Genomic DNA, 25823 nt, shown 5'->3' on the forward strand with positions numbered 1-25823 from the left:
CAGAGGTGCACTGTTGAATTTGTTCTTTGCCGATATCGGCCTGCGGATTCACGAGTCGAGATGATTGCCTGTCGACAGGCGCCTCGAATCCCTCTGCTTTCCGGATCGCGACTACCCAAGCAAAAGCTGCACCAACTCACCCTGCAAAACCCTTAAACCATTGGCTCCACGAATACTGCTCGGATTGGATCTTTGCGCATCGTTATGCCGATCTAAACTGGCTCCCTCCCCAGATCGCCCCGGAACGGAACCATGCCTGTACCCGACTTCGACTGCCAACCCGCTCTGCATGGCAGCACGCTGAAACTCAGAGCATTGGTTGCAAATGACTTTGAAGCGCTGTTTTTGGCCGCCAGTGACCCACTCATCTGGTCCGGCCACCCCACCAGTGATCGCTATCAGCGGCAGGTGTTTGAAGCGTACTTCGCCGCTCGGCTGGCCAGCGCAAAAGCACTTGTGGTCATCGATATCGAATCGGAACGGATCGTGGGGATGTCCAGTTACTACACGCCGCCTGATCAGACCGAGGGTATCGCCATCGGCTACACCTTTCTGGTGCGGGAAAAATGGGGTGGCCAGGCCAATCGTGAATTGAAAGCTTTGATGCTGGAACATGCATTCAAGGTCTACGACACCGTTTATTTCCACATCGGCCCCGCCAACATTCGTTCACAAAACGCGGTACTGAAAATCGGCGCGGTGCACCTGTATGACGCCGAGTTGAACCTTGGCGCTGCACCGGCATTGTGCAAGTGCTACGGACTTTCCAAGCCACAGCGGGCGGCACCCATTGCAGAACGTTAAGGACGTGCGCGAAGGCGCGGCAGCATGGGGTGCAGATGTCCAGAACTCAACATGATCCCCAGTAAAACCAGCAAGATCAGCAGCCAGTCAGTCGAACCGGGGTGCTGGCCGAAGATCACTGCTGCCGCATGGAATCGCCAGCATGCCCGCGCTTTCACTCAATTCGCCGTTGCCGGCGGAGCCGCGACTGGCGGCGGTGTGTTGCGCATTTCTGCAGCAGCCTTCACTGGAGGTCGGTATCGATGACATGGTGTTGGGCTACAGCAGCTCCAGTGCGTTTGCGACGGTGTTCAAGCAAGTGTTGGGGGAAGTGCCGAGTCGCTACTTTTAGCGGCTTTCGCTTTTACACGTCAGCCACGCGCCCCAGAACAGACTGCTGAAAAACCGCGTCGCCTCGCCAAACCCCGCCTCACGCAACAGCACCTGAACCGCCGCTTCGGAATGCGGCGGGTCGGCGCCTTGCAGAATCTTGCCTAACTTGGCCTTCACCTCTTCCGCGCTGGAGCCCTGCTGCCGCCAACGCTGCCCCCACGCCTCCAGCAATAACGGTTGGCTGGCATAGGCGTAATGATTGCCCGCCACAATCAGCGGCGCGTCCGGTTTGAGACGCGCCTGAATCGATTGCAGGATCTGGCGTTTGGCATCGTCACCGTTCAAATGATGAAGCACGCCGATCAATGTCGCCGCGTCGAATTGCGCATCGGCCGGCAAGTCCTCGACATGCCCGAGATGAACCTGCGTCCGATGCAGCAAGTCGTTGGCCTCCAAATGCTGCACGGCGGCTTCGAGCATCGGCGCGGAAGGATCAACCGCAATGAAACGCCACTGCGGTTCCAGCGCCGCCATCGCAATGATTTCCTGCGCCGTACCGCCGGCGCCAACCACCAGTATGTTGGCCGGCCACGAACCGAGACTGGTCGCCAACATGCAGGCCGCCAGATCGTGACAGGCGTCGTAACCGGCCAGGGCGATGCGACTTTGTCGGGCGTATTCGCTGGCGCGGGAGGTGTCGAATTTTTCTGCTGACGTTGGGTTCACGACGAGGCTCCTTGTTGTTTCAGAAGAAACTACGCCGAGACATCAGATAAGAAAAATTCATTAATTTTATGCCCTGCATTCCTTGCAGGAATGAGAGCGTGTGAACCGTGTGTTGTTAATGCTGAGCGATCAATGCCTGCAGCCCATTGTGACCCTCAACGATCAGGTTTTGGATCAGTGCCTGATAGTGCTCAGCGTCATTCGGCTCTCGAAGATCGAAACTCGCCGACCAACTGAGGAGCGTTTTGTCTTGCCCGGTCAAAGCGACCAGCTTCACGCTGGCCACATAATTGTCGAGCGGCAAAGGCGCTTCTTCAAAGCGGTAGGACAGCGTTAACGCTGATTCATCAACCGACAACAGACGCTCTCTGACAACTGCCCCATCGGTCAGCGAGAGTGTGCGAATGCAGCCTGGCCTTTCAGCCCCCCCGCCCTCGATATGGCTGCTCGCAATCGCTGGATGCCAGGCCTGAATCTCGCCAAACTGCCTCACTACGTTCCAGATCTTTTGTGCATCGCCGTCCAGGACAGCGGAAAATTCAACCATCGACATGACATGAACCCTTGAAATTGATGTTCGCCGATCCCGGCAGCAGACTGCCGGGACCGATGGGTACTCAGCCCTCGAACTGGTGATACACCTTGGCGATGACCTTCCAGGCGCCGTCGATTTTGATCAGGGTCAGGTAGTCGTTGTAGTCGGCGCCAATTGCATCCGTTTCCATGTCCACACGTACCACCGCAGTGGTCGGGGTGATCGCCAGCACGTCGAGTCGCGTGCTGATTTCGGGGGCTGCGCCGTTCTTCTCGACAAAATCGAACAGGTTCTTGATCGGGCCGCCGAGCAGTTCGCCGTTGGTGAACCCGTACATCACTGCCTCTTTATGGAAGGCTTGAGCGACGCCTTGCGCGCTGCCAATGCGAAGGCCTTCTACGTATTGATTGGCGGTCGCGATCACAGCGTTGTATTCAGCCGTCGGCACGGCTTTGATGTTCTTGGACATGATTGTTTCCCATCGTTGGAGGTGAGTTTCAGAGTCTGCCGGGAGCCAGGGTTGGCACTCGGCAGCGGGAGTAGCCGACGTTCACCAATCCTGGCGCGTCGGCGAAATGATCAGGTCGTTGATGGTGACGTTTTCCGGTTGGTTGAGCGCGTAGATCACGGCACGCGCGATATCGTCAGGTGCGATGGCGATGCGGTTGAGTTCCTGGGCAGCCTTGCGCCCTTCTGGGTCAATGACCTTGTCCGCCCAGCCGGTATTGATAACGCCGGGGCTGACCGTGTTGACGCGGATGCCGTGTTGCACGCCCAGCTCCTTGCGCATGGACTCGGTCATGGCTTGCACGAAAAATTTGGTGGCGCTGTAAACACCCGCCGCTGGCCCGACCTGATGACCGGCCACCGAGTCCATGTTGAGGATCTGCCCGGACTTCTGCTCCAACATCATTGGCAGCACGGCTGCTGTGGCATTGAGATAGCCCTTGATGTTCACGTCGATCATCTTGTCCCAATCCTCTACGGCCAGATCGACCCAGTTGGAGAACAGCATCAGCCCGGCGTTGTTCACCAGAATGTCGACAGCGCCATAGGTGTCCTGAGCGAATCTGGCGAGCGCCCGGGTTTGATCCGGCCGGGTCACATCAGTGGTAAAAGCGGCCACGTCGTGACCGGCTTCACGCAACTCGGCGACGAACGTATTCAGCCCCTGTTCATCCAGTGCGGCGGCAACGACGCGAACGCCGTGTGCTGCCAGCGCACGAGTGGTTGCCGCCCCGATACCGGAAGATGCGCCGGTGACGATGGCGACTTTGTTGTGCAGATAATTCATGTTCCGTTCCTCTTTACAGTGAACGCGATGGCGTCCGGGCAGTCATTCAGGCGTTAGCGGTTGGCCAATCGATGTAGCCTTTGGCGCCCCCGCCGTAGTAACTCTCACGCGGCGCAATGGTCAGTTCGAGACCGCGCCGCAGACGCTCCACCAGGTCGGGGTTGGCAATGAACAAGCGACCAAACGCCACCGCGTCGATACGGCCCTGCGCCCGACGCTCAAGCGCCATCGCCAGGTCGTAATTGTTGTTGCCAATGAACGCGCCTTCGAACTGCGCACTCAACGCGTCCAGATCCACGCCCGCCGGCACGGTGCGCGAAGTGGCCGTGGCGCCTTCGACGAAATGCAGGTAGGCCAGATTGAATCGATTGAGTTGCTGGATCAGGTAGCCATAAGTTGCCATGACGTTGCTGTCGGGCGGCGTATTGCCGGCATCGGGCGTTACGGGCGAGAGTCGGATACCGACGCGGTCGCTGCCCCAAATCGAAACCACCGCTTCGGTGACCTCCAGCGTCAGCCGCGCACGGTTTTCGATGGAGCCGCCGTACTGATCGGTGCGCTGATTGGTCGAATCGCGCAGAAACTGGTCGAGCAGATAACTGTTGGCAGAATGCACTTCCACACCGTCGAAACCGGCGCGCTTGGCGTTCTCGGCAGCCAGTTTGTACTGCTCGATGATTCCGGGAATTTCCGAGGTCTCAAGCGCACGCGGCATCGACACTTCGACAAAACCTTTCTCGGTGTACGTGCTGCCCTCAGCCTTGATCGCCGAAGGCGCGACCGGTGCCTGGCCATTGGGCTGCAACTCGACACTGGAAAAACGCCCGACATGCCACAACTGGCTGACGATTTTTCCGCCCGCGGCGTGTACGGCATCGGTGACTTTCTTCCACCCGGCGACCTGCGCTTGCGACCAGATTCCCGGGGTCATCGCATAGCCGCGCCCCTGGGCAGAAATGTTCGTCGCTTCGGCGATAATCAAACCGGCACTGGCGCGTTGGGCGTAATACGTCGCGTGCATTTCGTTAGGCACACCGTCGTCAGCCATCCGGCTGCGCGTGACGGGTGCCATGACAATTCGATTGGCCAATTGCAGCGCGCCCATGGCCATGGGCGAAAAAAGGTCGGTATCAACAGCGTTATCAATCATAAACACTCCAAATCAATAGACCGGTCGTCTAGTAAAAAGACGGAAAAAAACGCCCCTTTGTTAGCGGGCGAGCACTCGTTATCAGTGCGGTTTAAACAGCAGATATGCGTCGTACCGACTCGCGGTTAAAGACTCACACTTCGGCCGCTGGACGAACGCGTGCAGGTTCAAGCGTTGCTCTTTCCCACTTGGCAATCACCAGCGGTGCGATGGCATTGCCCAATACATTCAGCGTGGTCGTGCCGCTGTCGATGATCCTGAAAATACCTGCGATCAACGCCACACCCTCTAAAGGAAGACCGGCCGAAGCCAACGTTGCGGAGAGGATGATGATGGCAAACCCAGGCACCCCCGCCGCGCCTTTCGAGGTCAGCACCATCGTCACCACCAGCAGGATCTGCTGCGACAGCGACAGGTCGATGCCATAGAGCTGCGCGACGAAGATTGTCGCGACCCCGAGGAAGATCGAAGCGCCGTCCAGATTGAATGCATACCCGACCGGCACCACGAAACTGACGATCCGACGCGGCACGCCGTAGCTCTCCAACCGGCTCATCAACTGCGGCATGACCGCAGCGGATGCGGCACTTGAGAACGCCAGAATCAATTCACTGCGGAAGTAGCGGATCAATTTGAAAATGTTCTCGCCAATCAAGTAGCAAATGCCACCGAGTATCACCAAGGCGAAGACCACCAGCGCCAGGTAAACCACGCCGATCAACTTGAGCAACGGCAACAGCGAGGCAAAACCAAACGTCGCGACCGTTGCGCCAATCATGCCGAAGACCCCAATCGGCGCGTAGGCCATGACCATTGAGACCACTTTGAACATCGCGTCGGAAATGCTCTGAACCAGCGCGATTGCAGGTGCACTTTTTTCTCTCGGCAGCGCATTCAGGGCGAGGCCGAACAGCACGGCAAAGAACAGCACCGAAAGCAATTTTGCTTCTGACATCGCCAGCAGAACATTGTCCGGCACGATGTTCTGCAAGATCACCAGCGCGCCTTTGGACGGCTCCATGTTGATTGACGCCGTGCCGTGGGACAGGCCGGAAATATCGGTGCCGGTACCCGGCTCGAAGATATTTGCGAAACACAGGCCGACCACTATCGCCAGCGCGGTTATCGCAAAGAAATACCCCAGTGACTTGATGCCCATGCGGCCAAATGACTTGTTATCGCCACCGCCGGCAATCCCCAGAATCATGCAACAGAACACAATGGGTACAACCACCATCTTCATCATCTTGATAAAGATGTCACCGAGGGGTTTGAGGATCTCCGCACTCACCCATGTCTGATACTGCGGATGGGTATTGAAATACCAACCGACGAGCACGCCAAGCAACAGCCCGGCAACGATTTGCCACACCAGAGGAATACGTTTCATGTCTAGCCTTCTTGTTGGAATGAAAGGTCTGCGCTAAGGGCAGTTGCTAGAGTCATGAGCTTCCAGCTCACTTGAGACCGAATGGCACAACCGGGTTGTGCCATGACGTTTGTCACTTGGCGAAGAGCTGGCTCATATCCTTGAAAGCCTTGAATTCCAGAGCGTTGCCGCATGGATCAAAGAGAAACATGGTGGCTTGCTCGCCAACCTGCCCCTGAAAGCGAATGTACGGTTCGATCACAAACTCGGTGCCAAAGGACTTCAGGCGTTCGGCCAAGGCTTCCCACTGTTGCCAGCCCAGAATGATGCCGAAGTGCGGAACAGGAACGTCATGACCGTCGACCGGGTTGCTGTGAACACTTTCCTGGGACGCGGTTTTCGGGTGTTCGTGAATGACCAGTTGGTGGCCATAAAAATCGAAGTCGACCCACTGATGACTGGAGCGCCCTTCTGCAAGTCCAAAGACTTCACCGTAAAAGGTGCGCGCTGCAGCCAGATCGTAAACGGGGATAGCGAGGTGGAAAGGCGAGAGGCTCATCAGAACTCCGATCATATTGTTGTGGGTTGGCGAACATTCCTGCCGTCATCGGCGCCTTGGGTTCAGCCGCTGCCGGGGGATGGGAAACATCCTAGGACGGAAAACAAAACATAAAAATCAATATATATTTCTTAGAATCACAATTAATATTTGTGAATGATCAAAGAACTGAAGACACTCATCGCCGTAGCACGCGAAGGCACATTCGCTGCTGCCGGTAACAGGATCGGCCTCACGCAGGCTGCCGTCAGCGCACAGATTCAGCGCCTGGAAGCAGAACTCGGCTTCGAGCTTTTCGACAGAAAGGGACGCTCGGCACACCTCAACAAAATGGGCCAGCAGATCCTCCTGCAGGCGCAAGAACTGCTCAGGCTCTACGACAGCCTCGGGACTACAACAGTGGGACTGCCGCCCAGCGTGCTGGTCAACATTGGCGCGATTGCCTCGGTGCAGCGCTCTTACCTGCCTGACGCGCTGGCAAAGTTTCACCAACATTGCCCGCAGTGCCGATCCCGGGTAGTGCCGGGTTTATCGATGGAACTGGTCAACCTGGTGGATGCTGGCGAGATCGACATGGCCGTGATCATCCGCCCGCCCTTCTCACTGCAGAGTGATCTGCGCTGGACCACCTTGGCGCTGGAGCCTTACCGGTTGATCGTGCCACGCGATGTGCCGGGCGATGACTGGTCCCGGTTACTTTCCAGCCAGCCGTTCATTCGATATGACCGATCTTCCTTTGGCGGCAGGCAGGTCGACCGCTTTTTGCGGCAGATGCATTTCACACTGCGTGAGGTCTGCGAGCTGGATGAGCTGGAAGCAATTATCAAACTGGTCGAAAACGGTGTCGGGGTGGCGCTGGTGCCGCAAACGGCGCCCGACTTTGCATGGCCTGCCGGTGTCCGGGTGCTCGACCTCGGGCAGCACACCTTTCACCGTGATATTGGGCTGGTGCACCGGTCGCGGCAGACTTTTACAGAACCTGTGCGGATGCTGGCTGAACTGATCAGTGCTCAGGTGAAGATGGGGTATGAGTGAGGCCTTCAAAAAAACAATCATTAACCGCATCAATAACAACCATTGATTCAATGAAGTTCTCTTATCAGGCTCGCGGCGTAAGATCGGCTCCAGACCTAACCACTACCCCACGGAGCACACACTCATGAAACGCCAAGCCCTTTTCAGCATCGCTTTCTCACTGTTCGCCCTGAATGCTTTTGCCGCTGAACCTGCCACCCAGACTGATCCACTGTTCAGCGATGCAGTGGCAGCCGCGACCCAGACCGATCCGCTGTTCAGCGATGCCGTTGCCGAAGGCGGTTCAGACCGTTTGCTCGAACGCCGCGCCGTCTGAATGCAGCGCTTCAGCGCAGTCACCGAAGAAAAGCCCGACCTCATCCGTCGGGCTTTTTTCGTCTGGAAGTGCTGCGCACCTGCCCTGCTCTGCCGGAAAGTTTTCCTCCCCGATCGGCTCGATCACCTAACCTCATAGACTGTGTGATCCATTCGAGCCGCCTCACCCATGCGCAACACATTGAAGTCGTTGTTTTTTGTCGTATTCATGCTGCTTGTTGGCGGTAGTCCGACGCTGTGGGCAGCCGACTTGCCGGCGCCGGTAACCAGCGCTGCCGCGCCGTTGCCGGTGATTTCGCAAAGCGATCTGCAGGCGCTGCAACAACGCCTCGACGGGCTCAAACAACAGATTTCCGCGGCGAACAACTACAACCAGCTCGAAGGCCCGCAGGATCGGGTGCAGGCGTTCATTCTGGATGTCGATCGGTTGTCGGCGGCGTTGTTGCCGCAGCAGGCGCAACTGGCGGTGCAGTTGGGGGTGCTGGGGGCTGCGCCGGATGCCGATCTGGCGGCGGAGCAGGCAGACATCGTCGCGCAACGGGCGTCGCTGGCCGAGCAAAAGAGCAAGGTCGACGGCACTTTGAAGAGCCTGGCGGCGTTGAAGCAGAGCGCGGCGGATCTGATTACGCAGATCGCCGGCATCCGCCGCACGTTGCTGGAGAGCGAACTGACGCTGGGTACTGACAGCGTGCTGAGCCCAAGTTTCTGGTCACCGCTGGTGAGTCCGACCGAGGATGATCGTCAGCGCCTGCGCTTTTTCGTCGCGCAGGTGCGCGATACCTGGGCCACCGTGTGGGCACCAGGCGAACGCATCTACACCAGTGTGCTGATGGCGTTGGCGCTGATCATCTGGACATTCGGCCGCAGGCTGGCCGAGCGCGGTCTGACCTGGGTGTGCATTTACCGCATGCCCGAGGGACGTCTGCGCCGCAGTGCGCTGGCGTTCGCCTCGGCGCTGGCAACCATCGCCACCACCGGCATTGCCTTGCAATTGTTGTTCTACGCTTGTACCCGCCACCAGCCGTTGCCGCCGGTGCTGGAAACCTTCTCCGAAGAATTCGAGAAGGTCGTGTATGCCTGCGTGTTGCTCACCGGGTTGAGCCGCGCGTTGCTGTCGACCGAACATCCCTCGTGGCGCCTGCCGGCGATTGCCGATCAGGTGGCGCTGGCGCTCAGGCCTTACCCGCGCATTCTGTCCTGCACGTTACTGGTGCTGGTGACGCTGGTGCAGGTCAGCAATGCCACCGGCATGAGCAGCCAGATCGTGATCGCCGGCCGCGGGGTCATTTCGATCGTCGTGCTGGCGATCGTGACGGTGCTGCTGTTGCGCGTCGGCAAGGTGCGCAAGGCACTGGTCGCGGTCAATGATGCGGCGGCGGCCAACAGTACGTTCGCCGGGGTGATTTACACCATTGCCAGCCTGTCGATGTTTGTCTCGGCGATCGCGCTGCTGGCTGGCTACGTGTCGCTGGCGCGGTTCATAAGTTATGAGCTGGTGTGGGCGTACATCGTCTTGTCGGGTTTCTACCTGCTGATCCAGTTGATCAAGGACGTCTGCGAGCACGTGTTTTCACCCAGACATGCGAGCGGTAAGGCGCTCAAACAGCTACTGGGTATCGGTGATCGGCGACTCGATCAGATCTCGATTCTGCTGTCCGGTTTCAGCCGTGCCGCGCTGTTGCTGCTGGCGGTGATCGCCCTGTTTGTCGGTGGCATCGGCACCACGCTCGGGCAACTGGCGAGCAACATCATGGCAATCCTTGGCGGCGCCGGGTTGCGCAAGCTGAACATCGTCCCCGGCCATCTGCTCAATGCCGTGCTGGCGCTGATGATCGGCATCTGGCTGATCCGCGCCCTGCGCCGTTGGCTCGACAATGAATTTCTGCCCAAGACCGACATGGACCCGGGCATGTGCGCCTCGCTGAGTACGCTGTTTTCCAACATCGGTTACGCCTTCGTGATTCTGCTGACGCTGTCGTCGCTGGGCGTGCAGTGGACCAATCTGGCGTGGATCGTCAGTGCGTTGTCGGTAGGCATCGGTTTTGGTTTGCAGGAGATCGTGAAGAACTTCGTTTCGGGCCTGATTCTGTTGACTGAACGCCCGGTGAAGGTCGGCGACTTGATCAGCATCAGCGGCGTGGAAGGCGACATCCGCCGCATCAACGTACGCGCCACGGAAATCCAGCTCAGCGACCGCTCGATCGTCATCGTGCCCAACTCGCAACTGATCTCGCAGAACCTGCGCAACGTGACCTTGGGCGGCAGCGCGCAAGGCGTGGCGTCACTGGAATTGGTGTTCCCGCTGGATATCGATCCTGAAGAGGTGAAAGACCTGTTGCTCAACGCTTATCGGGAGAACGAAACCATCCTCGATAAGCCGGCACCGTTCGTGCGCTTCAGCAAGTTGTCGCCGGACGGGATCACCTTGACGGTCACCGGTTATGTAGGCAGCCCGAGGATTGTCGGGGTGACCAAGAGCGATCTTTTGTTTGAAGTGCTCAAGCGTCTGGGGGCGGCGGGAATTGCGCTGGCGAAGCCGGCGGCGAGTACGTGAGTAATCAATGAGGCGAACAACCGCCGATTTCCTGCACGACGCGGTCCGCCAAAGCCAGACAGCTCGTCAGCCCCGGAGACTCGATGCCAAACAGATTCACCAGACCCGGCACGCCATGCGCCGCTGGGCCACTGATGACAAAGTCCGCCGCCGGTTGCTGTTCGCCGCTGATCTTCGGGCGGATGCCGCTGTACGCCGGTTGCAGACTGCCATCGGGCAGCCCTGGCCAATAGCGGCGAATTGCCTGATAAAAGCTGTCGGCCCGTTGCGGGTCAACGCGGTAATCAACCTCCGCGACCCATTCCACATCAGGCCCGAAGCGCGCCTGCCCCGCGAGGTCGAGCGTCATGTGGACACCGAGTCCGGCGGCTTCGGGTGCGGGATAAACCAGATGCCGAAAAGGTATCCGCCCGCTGAAGCTGAAATAGCTGCCTTTGCACAACTGCGCAACGGGAATGAACGATGAGCACAGGCCGGCAATACGACTTGCCACTTGCGGCGCCGACAAACCGGCACAATTGACCAGTTCGCGACACCCCAGGGTCATGGGCTGCGCACCGCCCATTCGCAACTCAATCCCGTCAGGGTGACACCGAGCGGATTCAAACGGGGTATGAAAGGCAAACGAGGTGCCCAAGGACTCGGCATCCGCTTGCAGGGCGAGCATCAAGGCATGGGAGTCGACAATTCCGGTGGAGGGCGACCAGAGTGCCGCGACACAGGACAGTTCCGGCTCCAGCGCCAGCGCCTGGCGGGCGTCGAGCAACTGCAAGCCCTCGACACCGTTGCGCCGCCCCTGCTCCCACAAGCGTTGCAAGGCACCGCGCTGCGCGTCATCGGTCGCAACGATCAGCTTGCCCAGACGCTGGCAAGCCACGGCGTGCGCCTCACAGAAGGCATAAAGACGACGGTTGCCTTGCACACACATTTGCGCCTTCAAGCTGTTGCCGGCGTAATAGATACCGGCGTGGATGACCTCTGAATTGCGCGAACTGATGCCCGTCCCGATGCCCTCGCCCGCCTCCACCACAATCACTTCACGCCCACTCGAGGCCAGTGCCCGGGCCACCGCCAGCCCGAGCACACCGGCGCCGATCACCACGCATTCGATATCGATATTCACCTCCCCCCCGCGCGTTCGAATTGCTTGATCAGCGTGGTGACCTTCTCCACCTCGCCATCCGACAAATGATGATGACAAGGAAGGGTGAGCATTTCTCGGGACAGACGTTCGGTATTGGCCAGCACGATGCGCGGCTGACTGCTCAACCAGGCTTTTTGCCAATGGATGGGCAGCGGATAATGAACGGCCGTTTGCACATCGTGCTGCGCCAGAAACGCCTGCAAGCGATCACGATTTTGCGACTGCACGACATAGTGATAATAGGCGTTACCCGGCTTGCCGCCACCCAGGTCAGTACCCGTACGGGTGGTGCCGAGGACGTCATCATAGAAAGCGGCGATTTCCACACGTCTTTTCAGCCATTGATCCAGATACTGCGCTTTGACATTGAGCGCCGCGGCCTGCAACGAGTCGAGGCGCGAATTGATACCGAACCGCACCGATTCGTTACGGGTTTCCAGACCATGATTGCGAGCAATACGTGCGTATTCGGCAATCTTCGGATTGCGGGTGACCAGCATCCCGCCATCTCCCAGGCCCCCAAGCGTCTTCAACGGATGCATGGAAAAGGCTGAGGCATCGCCTCGAGTGCCGACTTGCTGACCGTCGAGGGTGGTGCCGATCGCCTGTGCGCAATCCTCGATGACGGCCACTGCGCGGGCACGGCACAGGTCGAGGATGGCATCGATATTCAGCGGACGTCCGCGTAGATAGACCGGAATGACCGCTTTGGTCCGCTCATTCAAAAGGGGCGCAATCGTATCGACGTTCATCAGCTCATCGTCGCCCACGTCCGCCAGGACCGGCCGGGCACCTGCCGCCACAATGGCACCGACGGTGGCAACAAAGGTATTGGCGCAGGTAATGACTTCGTCGCCGGGCCCGATATCCAGCGCACGCAATGCCAGAAACAACGCATCCGTGCCTGAATTGAGGGCCACCGCATGCGCCCCGCCACAGCGCTCCGACATCCAGGCTTCGAACGCCAGAACCTCTTCACCCAGGATGAATTCACCTGACTGCAGGAGCGCATGCCAGCGCTCGAAGATCTCGCTCGAAAGGTCTTGGGCCTGTTCCTGGACGTTATTGCACTTGATCATTTCGCGCACTCCTTGGCATGAACATGAGTGAAGTCAGGACAATCAGCAGGGTCCCGACCGCACTGACAACAGCGGTAAGCGTCAGGGTCTGGGAGTAGCCGACGATTCCGCCGACTACACCGCTGCCCAGATAGATGAAGGGGTGCACGCCGCTGGTCACGAAGGTATCGACCGCGACGACCTTGCCCAGATCCTTCTCCGGGGAATGGGTCTGCATGGCGGTTGCCCAGCCGGTGAGCCAGGACGCTTCGACGATGCCCACAAACGTCGCTCCGAGAATCGCCATCCACGCCGATGTGCCCAGCCCGAGCAAGGCCATTGCCCCCGCGAGGAACAATCCGCAAGTGACGGCGAGCCCCACCAGTCGCTCATGCCCCGAGGCCAGCACCGTGATGACCGAGCCGATGCAAGCGCCGAATCCCGATGCCGCCAGGCAATAACCCCACATGTCTTCACTGAAGCGCTGACTGATCGCATAAGGCGCAACGACCAGAAAGATCGGAAAACACAACACGTTCACCACCAGCGTCGCGGCAAAACCCAGCAGCAGCGTGGCGTTGTTGACGACCACGGTGATGCCGTTTAGCGCTTCACGCAGCGAGAACTCTTCCTCCGATTCATGGTGGCCGACATTCGGCAGCTGCGCGGTGTAAATGGCAGCGCAGAAGAAGGTCAGCCCATCGATCAGGATCCCCCACACCGGGTCCCAAAGAATGATGAACACCCCCAGCGTCGCCGGAAACAGAATGGCGACCAGGTTATCGATGAAGTTCATCGCCCCGTTGCCCGCCACCAGAGCCTTTTTCGGCAACAGATTGACCAGCAGCACCTGTGCACAGGGTTTCGATACACCAATACCGATACCGAAGATCAGATACGCGAGCACCAAAAAGCCCCAGTGCGCCCCTGTCATCAGCAGCGCAACGGCGGCCAGTTGCGCAAGACCTCGCGCCGTATCGGTGTAGATGAGCACTTGCCGGGGCGATTTGCGATCCGCCAGCATCCCCCCGGCCAGGGCACCGATAACGGTTCCGACACCGACGGCAGCCATGATGAAACCAAATACATCACCACCGAAACCGTCGCGAATCAGTGCGATCGGTAGCGCCGCCAGACAGATGGCATCGCCGGCCATCGACAGGCCCTGGCCAATCAGCAACTTGCGAAACGGCAAGACCCCCAAGGCTTCGTTGTAAGGTGACAAGCGTTCTTTGATAGAAATCATGGATGCCCCTCCTTGAGGCCTATTCGTCCATCCTCGCCGCGCAGGGTCGGCAACTGGCGATCGCCGTGGCGAATCTCCAGCTCGTCGTCACCGAGTACGGAAATCCGCAGTCTTTGACCGCGGAACTGCAGAGTGAAATGGTAAGCCTGCCAGTGTGCGGGCAACTTCGGTCGGAAGGCCAGTTGGCCCGATTCGATATCCAGCCCCGACAGCCCCTCGACCAATCCTTGCCAGGCGCCGGCGTAGGCGGAAAGATGCAGCCCGTTGCTGTAGTCGTCGACCGGCGTGAAGTCGAGGTTGTAGCGGCTGGCCCGGGCAATGAAATCGGCGCTGGTGTGCGTCTCGCCCAGATGCGCGGCGACGACGGCATGCGGACCGTAACTCAACGAGGACTCATGCACCGTACGCGGTTCATAGTAATTGAACGCGGCGCGCTTCACGGCCGCTGAAAAATCGTCGGGAAACATCGACATCAACAGTACGATGTCGGCCTGCTTGACCAGTTGCGAATCGAAGTTTTGCAGTTTCTCCGCGCTGTCGCGTTCGACCTCGTCGGCAAACTGCGGCCCACGCTGTTTGACCACACGCAGCCGGGTGTCCGGCAATGCCGCATAACCTTCGAACTCCTCAGGAATGGCCACCCCGTCCACCGTGATCCACGGCAGGTAGACGTTATCGGCTATCGCTTGCCAGAGTCGGCGTTGCGCGCCAGACACCCCGGGAAAACCCGGGCGGTCGAGCAATGAAAGCACCCGCCGGATACTCCAGCGCAGCAGGTAATTGGTAAAGAAACTGTTGTTCACGTGGTAGTGATACTCGTCCGGGCCCATGACCGAATTCACCACATACGCCTGCTTGCTCTCTGACCACTTGAACACCGATGCCGCGAATCGAGCGCTTTCTATCAGGATTTCGTAGCCCCGAGACGCCATGAACGCGTCGTCACCGGTTACCGCCCAGTACTTGTTCACGGCATAGCTGACGTCTGCCGAAATGTGCAGAACCTCATCGACACTCCACTCTCGCCTTATGTCCTGTTCAGGATAGGACAACACATAATGCGGGCCATTTTCGCCGCCCTGATCGTTGGACGCCTCCGGGAACCGTGCGCCGCAAAAGCCACTGGAACGCGCGAACTGCAGCGCTTTTTCGATGAAGGTGTAGCGGTAGTCGATCAATGCCCTGGCAACGTCCGGCGCGTTCCAGATCCAGAACATGCACTTGTGCAGTTCGGTGTCGAAGAACGTCGCACCAGAATGGTAAGTGCTGGTCAGGCCTCGCGCCGGCGATATCGTGCCATTGGCGCCATGCGCAGCGCCGAGGCCATGTTGCAGTAATTGGAATACTGCGTACTTCATACCCAGATCAGTACCCGTGTGCGGAGCCTGAATGGTGACTTCATGCTCACGCCAGAGGCTGTTCCATTGGCTCAAATGACAGCCTTGAATCCTTGCGACATCAAAGTCGCCGGCAAACGTGTCAGGGGGGGGCTGATCGCTATCGACGCCCACCCGCCAATGCGTCACCAACCGGTGCTGGCTGACCGCTGCAAAGTCCAGGGTCACCGAAGCCACACAACCCTCTTGCCCCTGCCGCCAGGAAACGACGGAACTCGCCGTTGAATCCGCCTGTTCGACGCGCACGTCATAACGCAGATGCTGCTCGGCCGTATCGACGATCAGGCTGAATGACGCTTGATCGACAACGCTTTGCCCGAAGTGGTAATGCCGCGCGGTCAGCCAGTCACAAGCCCCGAGGTATTCGTTCGACGCGCTGCCATCCACTCCGTAATCAAGCCTCAATCGATGGCGTGCGTTGCCCGTGCCGAGGCGTTTCAAACTGATCTGCGTCGACACCGCTGCCTGATCCGGGGCATCAATGAACTGGGTGACCGTCAGCTCATATTGCACACCGGCCAGCTGAAACTGCTCGCAACTGCTGACGGTCGCCTGATCGAGTGCCAACACCACCACGGGTTCGTTGCTTGCCGGCTCAAGAGGCAACCCCGTGTCAACATCGTAAAGCCGCAGGATGGCCGGCGCGGGTAAGGCAATGATTTCCCGCGAGACGCCGACACCGGCCGCATACACCCCCGCCAACAGCAACTGCGTGCGCCGGCTGCGTGGCGATGCGTTGGGCATGTGCGCACGCACGCCGAGCAAGGGATTGGCCAGGGTCGCCACGCACGCCGCGAAGGACGACGATCTCGCGTCGATCGCGACGATGTCTTCGCGGTGCTCGCCGTAGGAAATGCTCAGCACGATGCGCCTCCTGACGCCTGGAACGACCAGTCGTTGTGCAGCATGTTGCGTACGTTGTGATAACGGATATCCGCTAACACATCGCCGCTGTCCTTGAAGTTCCCCGACTGCCACTGCTCACAGATCTCGACGATCGCATCGCGGATCGAAAAGATGAATTCGAAACCCAGCGTCTGTTGCACCCGTCGGGAGTCCAGCCGGTAGGATCGAACATCGTCACTGTGGGTCGTGGTGATCGGCACATTGGTGCGGAAGTACCGATCGACGATCTCTTTTACCTGACTGGCAATATCGGTCACCGTGTGGTTCTCGTAGCCGACATTGATTGCCGTCCCGGACACCTCGCCCAGGGACTTCCGTTCGACCAGCATCGTATACAGCCGGGTCAGATCGCCGATATGCACGTTGGGGCGATACTGACTGCCGCCGAATACGGTGATTTCACCGCGCGCCAGCGCACTGGCGGTCAGGATGTTCACGGTCAGATCCAGACGTTGCCGGGGCGACCAGCCGCACACCGTGGCGGCGCGAACCGCGACAGTCTCGAACGATGAATCGGTCAGTTCGAAGAGTATCTTCTCGCCATCAGCCTTGAACCGGTTGTAGTCGGTGATGGGCACGCAGGGCTGGCGTTCGTCGACAAAAGGTTCTGCATTGACGCCGTAGACACTCGCTGAAGACGCGTAGATAAACCGCCGGCAACCCAGACGCTTGGCGCTGCTCATGAGATGCGGCAGGCAATCAATGTTTATCGATTGGCCCAGTTCCGGGGCCGAATTGAAACTCGGATCGTTCGCCACTGCAGCAAGATGCACAACGGTGTCGACACCTTGCAGCGACGTTTCCACGAGCGCCGGATCGCGTATATCGCCCTTGATGAATTCCAGGCCAGGATGGTTCAGCACACCTTCGAGCCCGTTGCCGAAATACAGCGCATCCAGCACCCGGACGCGGTACCCGGCGGCAAGCAGTTTGGGCACCAGACGCGAGCCAATGTAGCCAGCACCGCCCGTAACAAGAACAGTTGATTCCTTTTTCATGGTTAATTCCTTCCCTGTGGTCAGTGCGCCAGCGTGAATTCATCAAGCGATGACAGTATTGAAGCGCGTGGATGGCTAGCCTTGGGTTCAAGCGGATCACGGCGAATCTGCCAGGCGCGCACGCCCAGACTGCACGCCAGGTCAGTCGCATAGGGGCTGTCATCGATCAGGTGAACATCCTGCGGAGCGTGGTCGCCGATCAGTTGTTGAACCAGTTTGTCGCGGGTTTGATTGGGTGCTTGTCGGGTAATCGATACCGGCGCCTGTCCCCATACGTTCGCCCGTTTCAGCGCCGCCTCGAACAATTGCGGAGCATTCAGCGACGCCGTATAGAACATCACCGGCTGCGCAGACGCTTCGATGCGCTGCAGCAATCGCAAAGAATCCTCGAACAGCTCGGTGCCCGGTGAGAGCCGCTGGAATTCCTCCTGTTTGTACGCGGCCAGCTCGTCGGCGCTGAACCTTGCGGACGTTGCACCGCTGGCATGACGGGTGGTCAGCGCCAGCAGTCGGGAAGCGCCTTCCATGCGTGGCCGCCCTGCGATGTGCTCGATGTACTGCTGCGGCGTCAGTTGCTGTCCTGAAAACTCAAGGGCCGCATTGCGCCAGGCTTCAAAATGCGGTGTGTCGATCATTGTTCCGTCGAGATCAATCAGTAAAAGGTTCGACATGGTTGTTTACCTGTCAGTTGTTCTTGGCCATGACCAGTTGAGCGATCCTGGAAGTCGAGTCGAATATCTTGTCGTCCGTCAGCACCATCCGCCCTCCCACGCTTTCAACCAGCGCCCGCTCCGCCTGCAGTCTGGTGTCCGATCCATCGGTGTAATCCGCGCCCTTGAAATACAAATTGGGGCGCAATGTCTTGATCATGAATTCAGCGGTAGCCGTATGGTTGACGATGACGTAATCGCAATAACGGATGGAAGCGAGAAACTCCGCGCGCTTTCGATCGGGAAATACCGGCCGGTCCGAGCCTTTGTTCACGTATGGGTCTGCGGTGACGGATACGAACAGTCGATCGACCATCGTATTGGCGCGCTGCAGATGATAAATATGCCCAGGGTGAACAATGTCAAAACAACCGTGACAAAGCCCGATCACCAAACCTTTTTCGCGGCAATAAACCGCCTCGTCCTGCAATGCAGTAATGTCATTCAAAACGCCCATGATAAATTCAATCCTTTGATTTGAGAGATTTAGCCATGATGTTCAAGTGTTCAAAATCACCCCAATAATCGGGAAGTTGCCCGACGATTTGAAAACCATTGCGTAAATGAAAGCGGTAAGCCGCCCGTTCTCTGTCGATATTGCCGATATCGAGACACAGCCAGGACTTTTCATGTTCCAGCGCAAACTTTTCAATCTCGTCATATAACAATGACGCAACGCCATATCGACGATATTCACTGTCAACAATCAACCAGTCCGCCCATAACACATGCTTTGACGGGATAGGGCCCGGAGCGCACCCCATGGTTCCGATAACCACATCGCCAAGTGCGGCAATAAAACGAACGCCCTCATGTTTTGGGTCAGCGAGTTCCCGGGCAAATTGCTCACCGGCAGATTCAGTCAAGTCCTCGCTGGAACCAATTTGTGCGACAAGTACCAACACTGCCGGCATATCGGACTTTATGAATCGGCGAATGCAAATATCCTGATCAAGTTCATTTTCCATGGAATGGAATCCTCTTGAGTGCCGAATCCAGTCGCTCACAGGCATCCGCGATCATTTCCGCTGTGTGCGCCGCGCTGAGTGTTACCGGCTCCGGACAGTAACCAAGGGGCATCAGGAAGCCATACAGGTTGTATTCGCAGGACAACAGGTAAAACAACTTCTGAGCAAAATCGATCGGATAAAATCCTTCTATCTCCTTCATTGTCCGAGGACGTTCGGAAGTGCCGATATGGACGCCGATTCGACCGCCATAACCATCGATATGGCAGGGAATCCGGTGTTTATCGAACACATCTCGAAGTCCCGATTTCAACTGAGACTCCAGCCCGGCAACATGCCGATGCACCGCACCGTCCTGCAGGTGATCGATAGCGGCAAGTGCGGCGGACACAGAAAGATAGCGCCCGGTGTTGGTGCCGCTGATCTGCACCGGACCGCGGGGCGCGATGACATCCATGTACTCGGCTTTACCGGCAATACCGGCGATGGGCATGCCGCAGCCGAACGCCTTGCCGAAGGCGGCAATGTCAGGAGTGACCGCGAAATCTTTCTGCGCACCGCCGATATTGGCGCGAAACCCGGTCAGCACTTCATCGAAAATCAACAGCGCCCCGTGCCGCGTGGTGAGAGCCCGCAACTTTTGCAGAAAGCCCTCGTCCGGTTTGATGCAGCCGAGGTTCAGGGCGACAGGCTCAAGTATCACGCCCGCGACATCGTCCTTGTACTTTTCAAAGGCGTGCTCCACGGCTTCCAGATCGTTCCACGAAACCGCCACCGTCAAACTTCCGAATTCGTTCGGAATACCCACAGTACCTGACAGACGCTCCAGTTCTCCGCCGGCCAATACCTCACCCGAGCGTGGCGAAGAATCGACGTTCCAGGTCAGCGAATCATTGAGCCCGTGAAAATGGCCTTCAAACTTGATGATGATTCGTTTGCCGGTAACGGCACGGGCAATGCGCGTTGCATACATGGTGGCTTCCAGGCCGGAGTTCACCAGTCGCAACTTCTCGGCGCACGGCACCACCGCACAAAACTTCTCGCTCAACAGGCGATGTTCATCGGTTTCGTATTGTTGGAGAAAACCTCGCTCCAAGGCTTTGCTAATCGAATGTTTGATGACCGGACTGTCGTGCCCCAACAGGCATGAACCCCAACCCATAATATAATCGTCGCACCATTCGCCAGAGGATAATTGAATACGCGCACCCGCAGTATTCTGCACATTGATCGGTCCAACTACCGACAAGTGATTCCATCCTGACAGTACATTTCCAACACGTGTTTCTCTTAAACAATCCATGACCACTGACACTCCCTTCATACCATCGAATGTGAATAACAACCCTGCACTCACGCAAAACACAGGCGTTATAAGGCATGCGAAAAACTCACACGAAAAATCGCGCGACATTCGAAATCAGACAAACACTTAGTCAAGTAAAGCTGTGAAGAAAGAACCTAGCCTCGCCCTCTCACAGCGTCAATTTAAAAACTAAATCGCAAACACAACAAGCTGATTCCCATAAAGAAAAACGTTCCTTAAACACAAACAGACAAACAACCCGCGCAGCTTATTTCAAAAAATTATAAATTTATTAAAAAGCAAACTTATCAGCAGGTTATGCCACCCATTCCGACCAACGCTTCAATATAAAAAATCTGATACGCAAATTCCTTGAGTATCTGAGACGCTCGATTAATTGTCCGACTATTCAAGAAGCAAGGCTCATCTCTTAACAATTGGCGCACGGCAGCACATACCCGGAACTGACGCGAATCGTTTTAAAACCTTTGGATATGAAACACATTAAATACGCCGCAATCTCTTATTCCAGAAATAGAGACAAGGCAAGCTTTTTAATCTTTTATCGCTATTAAGCTCGCATTCTATAATTGCCCCGCCTGCACTCATTTATAAGAAGGAAAGCTCCATGCCAAAACGCTTTTTACTGGCTGCACTGTTCGTCGCGGTCGCCGGTTGCGCCAGCCCTCCTCCCCCCTCTGTTCACACCCACGATCCATCCAGTTCCACTCTGCAGGGCGACGCCTTGCGTCCGGCGCAGGCGCAGTGGATTCGCACCGAGCTGTATTTCTCGGTGGGTTCGATCGATGGCAAGGACGGTGCAGTCAGCCCGGCGCGCTGGCGCGAGTTTCTTGATCAGGAGGTCACGTCGCGCTTTCCGGATGGGTTCAGCGTGTTTGATGCTTACGGCCAGTGGCGGGATAAGGGAGCGAAGGAACCTGAGCGGTTGAGTACCAAGGTGATTGTGATTTTGCATGAGAACAGTGCGAAGAATGCGGGCAACATCGAAGCGATTCGATTGGCTTACAAGCGTGTTACCGGGGATTTGTCGGTGCTGCGGTTGTCGCAGCCGGCGGAGGTGTCCTTCTAGAATCAGAAGCCCCTCATCGGAACGCCGCCCGCCTATCCCTCTCCCAGAGGGAGAGGGAACCGATTGGGGGATATTGGAGAATTACTCCGACCTGAGCATGGCTCACCGAATCCATAATCGACTCGACCTGTATTTGCCTCACCGAATCCATAATCGACTCGGTCTTTCAGGTCGATGTATCCCCCAAGACGACTCGGTCGGCTCCCTCTCCCTCGGGGAGAGGGCTGGGCGGGCGGCGTTTCCGATGAGGGTTCGCTTTTAAACGGCTCAACCCTGCCAATAGCACTGCACCAACAAGCAACACCGCAATCCCCAAAAACGCCCCCAACCCCACCACCGTCACGCTGGAACACAGCATGTACAGGCACAACCCGAAAAACAGCAGCGGCAACAGCGGATACAACGGCACCTTCACCGGCCTCGGCACCTCGGGAAAGCGCCGCCGCAGGATGATCAGCGCCACACTGCTCAAGCCCAGGAACAGCCAGTACACCGGGGTCAGGTACTCAACCATGGTGTTGAAGCCGCTCTGAGTGAAACTGCCAAACAGCACCAGCAACAACGCCACCGCACCTTCTGCCAGCAACGCTTTGCGCGGTACGCCATGCCGATCGTCCCAAGTGCCGAAACTGCGCAGTTGCGGCACATCGCGAGCAGCAGCGTAGGTGGTGCGCGCGCCGACCAGCAAAGTCGAGTTGATCGTGGCGATCGCAGCGATGCCGACCATCAGCAGAATCAACATGACACCGGGCGCACCGAATGCACGGTTCAACAACTCGACCGCCGGCGCATTGCTGGCCGCCAATCCAGCGAACCCCAGCCCCTGAACGAACGCCCAATTGAGCGCCAGATAGATCGCCATCAACACGCTCAGCGCACCGAGCATGGCGATGAAAATCCCCCGCCGGCCATCACGCACTTCCGCCGATAACGTCGCCGCATCGCTCCAGCCGCCGAACGCCAGAAAGACGAAAATCATCGCCGCCGAGAACCCGGCCATGCCGGTGTTTTCCGCGACAGGCGAGAGCGTCGGCGCAGACGGTTCGATGCCTTGCCAGGCCAGAAAAACACCCGCACTGGCTATGCTCAAAAAGCCCAGCGCCAACAGCCCCACCAACAAGGTCTGGGTAATAAAACCAATGTGTTTGCCAGTGAGATTGAGCAGCACCAACGCGGCAATCACCGCCCCGGCAAACAGCCCCGAACCGTACTGCCCCAGCGGCACCACCGCGTTGACGTAATCGGCAAACATGAACGCCGACAACGCTATCCACCCGGTGTGCATCACCGAAAACCGCGACCAGGCGAACAAGAATCCCATGCGTTCACCGTACGCCGTGCGCAGAAAGTGATAGTCGCCGCCCGGGTACGGAAACGCCGTGGCCATCTCGGCAAAGCACAGCGCGCCGATCATTGAGGCGACGCCGCCCAGCACCCACACCAGGTAGAAATGCTCCGGGCCAACATTGAGGGCGACGGTCGGTGCGGTTTTCAGAATGTCGGTGGTGATCACCATGCCCAGCGTGATCAGCAACGCCTGAAACACCGGCAGGTGCCGCCCCGGTCCCGCATCAGAAACCATAGGTAGCGCGGGCGTAGTAATAGGCGCCGTTGGTGCCGATTGGCGAGAGCACGTCGTACGGCAGGTTGCCGCCGTAGTTGATCGCCGAACCGGAACGTTCCGGATAGTTATCGGTGAGGTTGTTGCCGCCTACCGCGATGTTGAATTTCGGGGTGAATTTGTACGCCACCTCGGCGTCCAGTTGCCAGACCGCGCCGTAGGTTTGCTCCGGTTGCGAGTCGCCGAAATCGAACACCCGGGTGGTCTCGCCCTGGCGGGTCAACCGCCCGAGCAAGCCCCAGTGTTCGCTGGCCCAGTTGGCGGAAAAGATGAAACGGTCCTTTGGCGCTGCATCGGTCAGGGTGTTGGTTTCTTCGACGCCAACGAGGGCGTCATTGCCGATGCCCAGCGCCGTCAGTTGAGATGGTGTGCCTTTGGTGCTGGTAACTTTGGTGTGGTTGTAGGTGTACGCGGTGGTCAGGCCCAGTTGCCCTTCGTAGAACGGCTGGTGGTAGTTGAGCACCAGTTCGGCGCCGTGGGTGCTGGTGTCGGCGGCGTTGGTGAAGAAGTTGACGTCGTGCACGCCAGCAACGCCGAAGTTGTCGTTGATGTAGTTTTCCAGGGCATCGCTGCCGATGCGTTGCGACAGGGTGATGCGGTCTTTGACGTCGATGCGGAAAACGTCCAGGGATGCATCGAAGCGTTCGTTCAACTGGAAGGTCAGGCCGAGGCTGAAGTTCTTCGAGGTTTCCGGATCGAGCTTCTCGGCGCCGAGTGCACGGGCGATCGGGTCGTTGACCGAGAGCACGCGGATGTCGGTCAGCGTGCCGCCATCGCCGAAGTTGCTGGTGGTGTTCTGGAAGCCGCTTTGGGCCAGCGACGGCGCGCGGAAGTCGTTCGATACCGCACCGCGCAAGGCCCATTGTTCGGTGAGCTTGTAACGACCGCTGAGTTTGCCGGTTAGTTTGCTGCCGGCGTCGTCGTAATGTTCCCAGCGCGTGGCGGCGTCGACGAAAAAGCGATCAGTGAGATCGCCGGACAACTCGGCGTAAGTGCCGAACACGTTGCGATCCAGATCCGACTCTTCGCTCGGGCGCAGACCATTGGCGCCGTCGGCTCCGGAGCCGATGTAGGAGGCCTCGTCACCGGCGTAAGTCAGGTAGTTTTCGTAGCGGTATTCACCGCCAACCGCCAATACAAAAGAGCGCTCGCCGAGGCGCAGTTCACGGCTGAAATCGAGGTTGCTGGTGGTCTGGCGCAGCTCGTAATCGCCCGTGTCGAACTTCGTCGGTGAGTCTTCGCCGAGGCTGACGTTAAGCGTGCGCCGGGTCGAGCCATCGAAGCGGTTGCGACCGTGGGTGACGCTGCTGTCGAAATCCCACTCGTCACCGATCAGGCCTTTGAAACCGGCGGTGGCCGAGACGTCTTTGTTGTCACCGAGCGATTGCGGCAAGTAGCCGTTGGGGTAGAACTGCGGCTGTTCGTACGGGTAGCGATAGAACTCGGCGCCGGTGGTGTGGCGCTGGTTGTATGTGCCAAAGCTGTAGGCCTTGCCGCCGGCCAGCGGCAATTCGCTGTTGAACCAGAGGTTGACGTCACGCGCAACGCCGTCGCCCATCACATAGTTGCGCTGGTCGGGAGTGTCGGCAAAGCCGTCGAAACCGGCGCGGTTGGTCGGGTTGCGATCCTTGTATTCGGTGCCGCCACGGATGAACCCGCCCTCCTCACCCAAACGCGTGCCGATCTTCGCCGTGGTCACGCTGTTCTGGCCGTCGGTGGTGGTCTTGCCGATGGCGTCCTGATGGGTGTGATAGGCGCCATAACTGGTCGACACTTCGCCGCCCTCGGGCGCGTCGTCGAGAATGATGTTGATCACCCCGGCAATCGCATCGGAGCCGTACTGCGCACCGGCGCCGTCACGCAGCACTTCAATGCGTTTGATCGCGCTGAGCGGGATCGAGTTGAAATCCACCGGTGCGGTACCGCGACCGATCTTCGAAGAGTCGTTGACCACCGCTGACGTGTGGCGACGCTTGCCGTTGACCAGCACTAGCACCTGATCCGGACTCATGCCGCGCAGTTGCGCGGCGCGCACATGGTCGGCGCCGCCGGAGTTGGACTGACGCGGCAGGCTGAAGGATGGCAACAGTGTCTGCAACGCCGCGCCCAATTCACCGTCAGCAGCGCCGGCGGATTTGAGGTCTTCAGCGGTGAGCACGTCGACCGGCACCGGCGAGTCAAGCACCGTGCGTGAAGTGCCGCGAGTACCGGTAACCAGTACAGTGCCAAGTCGCGATTCGCTGGCGGCGCTGGCGGAAGTTTCTTCTGCGTTGGCCGGAAGTTGCCAGATAGCGGACACAACGGCAGCCGCCAGTAATGAACGGGAACGGTAATGCATATAACAGCTCCTTGAATCGCAGTTAATACCCGGCCGCTGTCGACAATAAAGTTCGGCAAGCAATGCGCGGCAATGTCTGCTGTAGTTTTGGATTTCTGGAAGGCAGTAGAGGCTTTTTTTAGGTGAGTTGCAGTTTCCCCAGCGTGAGACGTTTCCCCTTGAAGCCCGATGCTAGACGAGCTTCAGTTGATCGCAAAAGAACCAATAACGCTTAGGTTAGATCGCTCTAAAAAGTTGTTCTTAGTTCAACAGAGGTGTTGCTGAGCCAACACTTAACCCAACTAACAAACTACTAAATCAACTGTAAACACGATTCCTGTGGGAGCTGGCTTGCCAGCGATGACGGTGTATCAGCCAACTAAGATATCGACTGACAGGACCTCATCGC

The 25823-nt window shown here is 58.1% G+C and carries 23 protein-coding genes and 1 pseudogene; 6 read left to right on the top strand and 18 right to left on the bottom strand.

Annotated features, from left to right (window positions below; translation table 11 throughout):
* Positions 1–252 precede the first annotated feature (252 nt).
* Positions 253–804, top strand: coding sequence for a GNAT family N-acetyltransferase (locus RMV17_RS16355; RefSeq protein WP_311881189.1), 552 nt, complete (start codon positions 253–255; stop codon positions 802–804).
* Between the two features lie 112 nt (positions 805–916).
* Positions 917–1135 (top strand): annotated as a pseudogene (locus RMV17_RS16360) (AraC family transcriptional regulator); the annotation flags it as partial.
* Here RMV17_RS16360 and RMV17_RS16365 read toward each other — a convergent pair.
* The 7 genes from RMV17_RS16365 to RMV17_RS16395 form a co-directional block, all read right to left on the bottom strand.
* The gene (locus RMV17_RS16365; RefSeq protein ID WP_311881190.1) at positions 1132–1842 is read right to left on the bottom strand and encodes a class I SAM-dependent methyltransferase; all 711 of its coding nucleotides are present in this window, start codon (positions 1840–1842) and stop codon (positions 1132–1134) included. The pseudogene RMV17_RS16360 and the gene RMV17_RS16365 overlap by 4 nt on opposite strands.
* Positions 1843–1957: 115 nt before the next feature.
* Positions 1958–2395 carry an SRPBCC family protein gene (locus RMV17_RS16370; protein WP_311881191.1) on the bottom strand — a complete coding sequence of 146 codons (438 nt, stop codon included), beginning with the start codon at positions 2393–2395 and terminating at the stop codon, positions 1958–1960.
* A 64-nt stretch (positions 2396–2459) separates the two neighbouring features.
* Positions 2460–2846 carry a nuclear transport factor 2 family protein gene (locus RMV17_RS16375; protein WP_034155449.1) on the bottom strand — a complete coding sequence of 129 codons (387 nt, stop codon included), beginning with the start codon at positions 2844–2846 and terminating at the stop codon, positions 2460–2462.
* 81 nt (positions 2847–2927) lie between these two features.
* A complete protein-coding gene (locus RMV17_RS16380; RefSeq protein WP_311881192.1) occupies positions 2928–3671 on the bottom strand; it encodes an SDR family oxidoreductase in 744 nt (247 codons plus the stop codon).
* 46 nt (positions 3672–3717) lie between these two features.
* A complete protein-coding gene (locus tag RMV17_RS16385) occupies positions 3718–4821 on the bottom strand; it encodes an alkene reductase (protein WP_311881193.1) in 1104 nt (367 codons plus the stop codon).
* Between the two features lie 133 nt (positions 4822–4954).
* Positions 4955–6211 carry a cation:dicarboxylate symporter family transporter gene (locus RMV17_RS16390; protein ID WP_311881194.1) on the bottom strand — a complete coding sequence of 419 codons (1257 nt, stop codon included), beginning with the start codon at positions 6209–6211 and terminating at the stop codon, positions 4955–4957.
* Positions 6212–6323: 112 nt separating this feature from the next.
* Positions 6324–6749, bottom strand: coding sequence for a VOC family protein (locus RMV17_RS16395; RefSeq protein ID WP_034155512.1), 426 nt, complete (start codon positions 6747–6749; stop codon positions 6324–6326).
* Positions 6750–6905: 156 nt separating this feature from the next.
* Between RMV17_RS16395 and RMV17_RS16400 the strand changes: the two genes are divergently transcribed.
* From RMV17_RS16400 to RMV17_RS16410, 3 genes are all read left to right on the top strand, one after another.
* Positions 6906–7784 (top strand): LysR family transcriptional regulator, encoded by an 879-nt coding sequence (locus tag RMV17_RS16400; protein ID WP_311881196.1) that lies wholly within the window; start codon positions 6906–6908, stop codon positions 7782–7784.
* A gap of 124 nt (positions 7785–7908) precedes the next feature.
* Positions 7909–8100: a hypothetical protein gene (locus RMV17_RS16405; RefSeq protein WP_150750974.1), complete on the top strand. Its 192-nt coding sequence runs from the start codon at positions 7909–7911 to the stop codon at positions 8098–8100.
* 168 nt (positions 8101–8268) lie between these two features.
* Positions 8269–10653: a DUF3772 domain-containing protein gene (locus RMV17_RS16410; RefSeq protein ID WP_311881197.1), complete on the top strand. Its 2385-nt coding sequence runs from the start codon at positions 8269–8271 to the stop codon at positions 10651–10653.
* A 4-nt stretch (positions 10654–10657) separates the two neighbouring features.
* Here RMV17_RS16410 and RMV17_RS16415 read toward each other — a convergent pair whose 3' ends face one another.
* Genes RMV17_RS16415 through RMV17_RS16455 form a run of 9 tightly spaced genes read right to left on the bottom strand, consistent with a single transcriptional unit; the run spans position 10658 to position 20329 of the window.
* Positions 10658–11776, bottom strand: a complete 1119-nt coding sequence (locus tag RMV17_RS16415) for an NAD(P)/FAD-dependent oxidoreductase (RefSeq protein WP_034155456.1) — start codon at positions 11774–11776, stop codon at positions 10658–10660.
* A complete protein-coding gene (locus tag RMV17_RS16420) occupies positions 11773–12876 on the bottom strand; it encodes a DegT/DnrJ/EryC1/StrS family aminotransferase (RefSeq protein ID WP_311881198.1) in 1104 nt (367 codons plus the stop codon). Before RMV17_RS16420 ends, RMV17_RS16415 begins: the two co-directional genes overlap by 4 nt.
* A complete protein-coding gene (locus tag RMV17_RS16425; RefSeq protein ID WP_034155458.1) occupies positions 12860–14101 on the bottom strand; it encodes an MFS transporter in 1242 nt (413 codons plus the stop codon). The genes RMV17_RS16420 and RMV17_RS16425 overlap by 17 nt, the downstream gene beginning before the upstream one ends.
* Positions 14098–16362, bottom strand: coding sequence for a glycosyl hydrolase family 65 protein (locus RMV17_RS16430; RefSeq protein ID WP_311881199.1), 2265 nt, complete (start codon positions 16360–16362; stop codon positions 14098–14100). The genes RMV17_RS16425 and RMV17_RS16430 overlap by 4 nt, the downstream gene beginning before the upstream one ends.
* Positions 16356–17402: an NAD(P)-dependent oxidoreductase gene (locus tag RMV17_RS16435; RefSeq protein WP_311881201.1), complete on the bottom strand. Its 1047-nt coding sequence runs from the start codon at positions 17400–17402 to the stop codon at positions 16356–16358. The genes RMV17_RS16430 and RMV17_RS16435 overlap by 7 nt, the downstream gene beginning before the upstream one ends.
* Positions 17403–17422: 20 nt before the next feature.
* A complete protein-coding gene (locus RMV17_RS16440) occupies positions 17423–18073 on the bottom strand; it encodes a hypothetical protein (protein ID WP_034155460.1) in 651 nt (216 codons plus the stop codon).
* A gap of 13 nt (positions 18074–18086) precedes the next feature.
* Positions 18087–18569 (bottom strand): adenylyltransferase/cytidyltransferase family protein, encoded by a 483-nt coding sequence (locus tag RMV17_RS16445; protein ID WP_311881203.1) that lies wholly within the window; start codon positions 18567–18569, stop codon positions 18087–18089.
* Between the two features lie 7 nt (positions 18570–18576).
* A complete protein-coding gene (locus RMV17_RS16450) occupies positions 18577–19080 on the bottom strand; it encodes a GNAT family N-acetyltransferase (RefSeq protein ID WP_052229446.1) in 504 nt (167 codons plus the stop codon).
* Positions 19070–20329, bottom strand: coding sequence for an aminotransferase class III-fold pyridoxal phosphate-dependent enzyme (locus RMV17_RS16455; protein ID WP_311881204.1), 1260 nt, complete (start codon positions 20327–20329; stop codon positions 19070–19072). Before RMV17_RS16455 ends, RMV17_RS16450 begins: the two co-directional genes overlap by 11 nt.
* 685 nt (positions 20330–21014) lie before the next feature.
* Between RMV17_RS16455 and RMV17_RS16460 the strand changes: the two genes are divergently transcribed.
* Positions 21015–21476, top strand: a complete 462-nt coding sequence (locus tag RMV17_RS16460; RefSeq protein ID WP_311881205.1) for a DUF3574 domain-containing protein — start codon at positions 21015–21017, stop codon at positions 21474–21476.
* Positions 21477–21642: 166 nt separating this feature from the next.
* On the opposite strand, the gene RMV17_RS16465 is transcribed toward RMV17_RS16460, so the two are convergent.
* Positions 21643–23058, bottom strand: coding sequence for an APC family permease (locus RMV17_RS16465; protein ID WP_311881207.1), 1416 nt, complete (start codon positions 23056–23058; stop codon positions 21643–21645).
* The gene (locus RMV17_RS16470; protein WP_311881208.1) at positions 23048–25435 is read right to left on the bottom strand and encodes a TonB-dependent receptor; all 2388 of its coding nucleotides are present in this window, start codon (positions 25433–25435) and stop codon (positions 23048–23050) included. The genes RMV17_RS16465 and RMV17_RS16470 overlap by 11 nt, the downstream gene beginning before the upstream one ends.
* Between the last annotated feature and the right edge of the window lie 388 nt (positions 25436–25823).

The sequence above is a fragment of the Pseudomonas sp. VD-NE ins genome, from assembly GCF_031882575.1.
Classification (GTDB): domain Bacteria; phylum Pseudomonadota; class Gammaproteobacteria; order Pseudomonadales; family Pseudomonadaceae; genus Aquipseudomonas; species Aquipseudomonas fluorescens_BZ.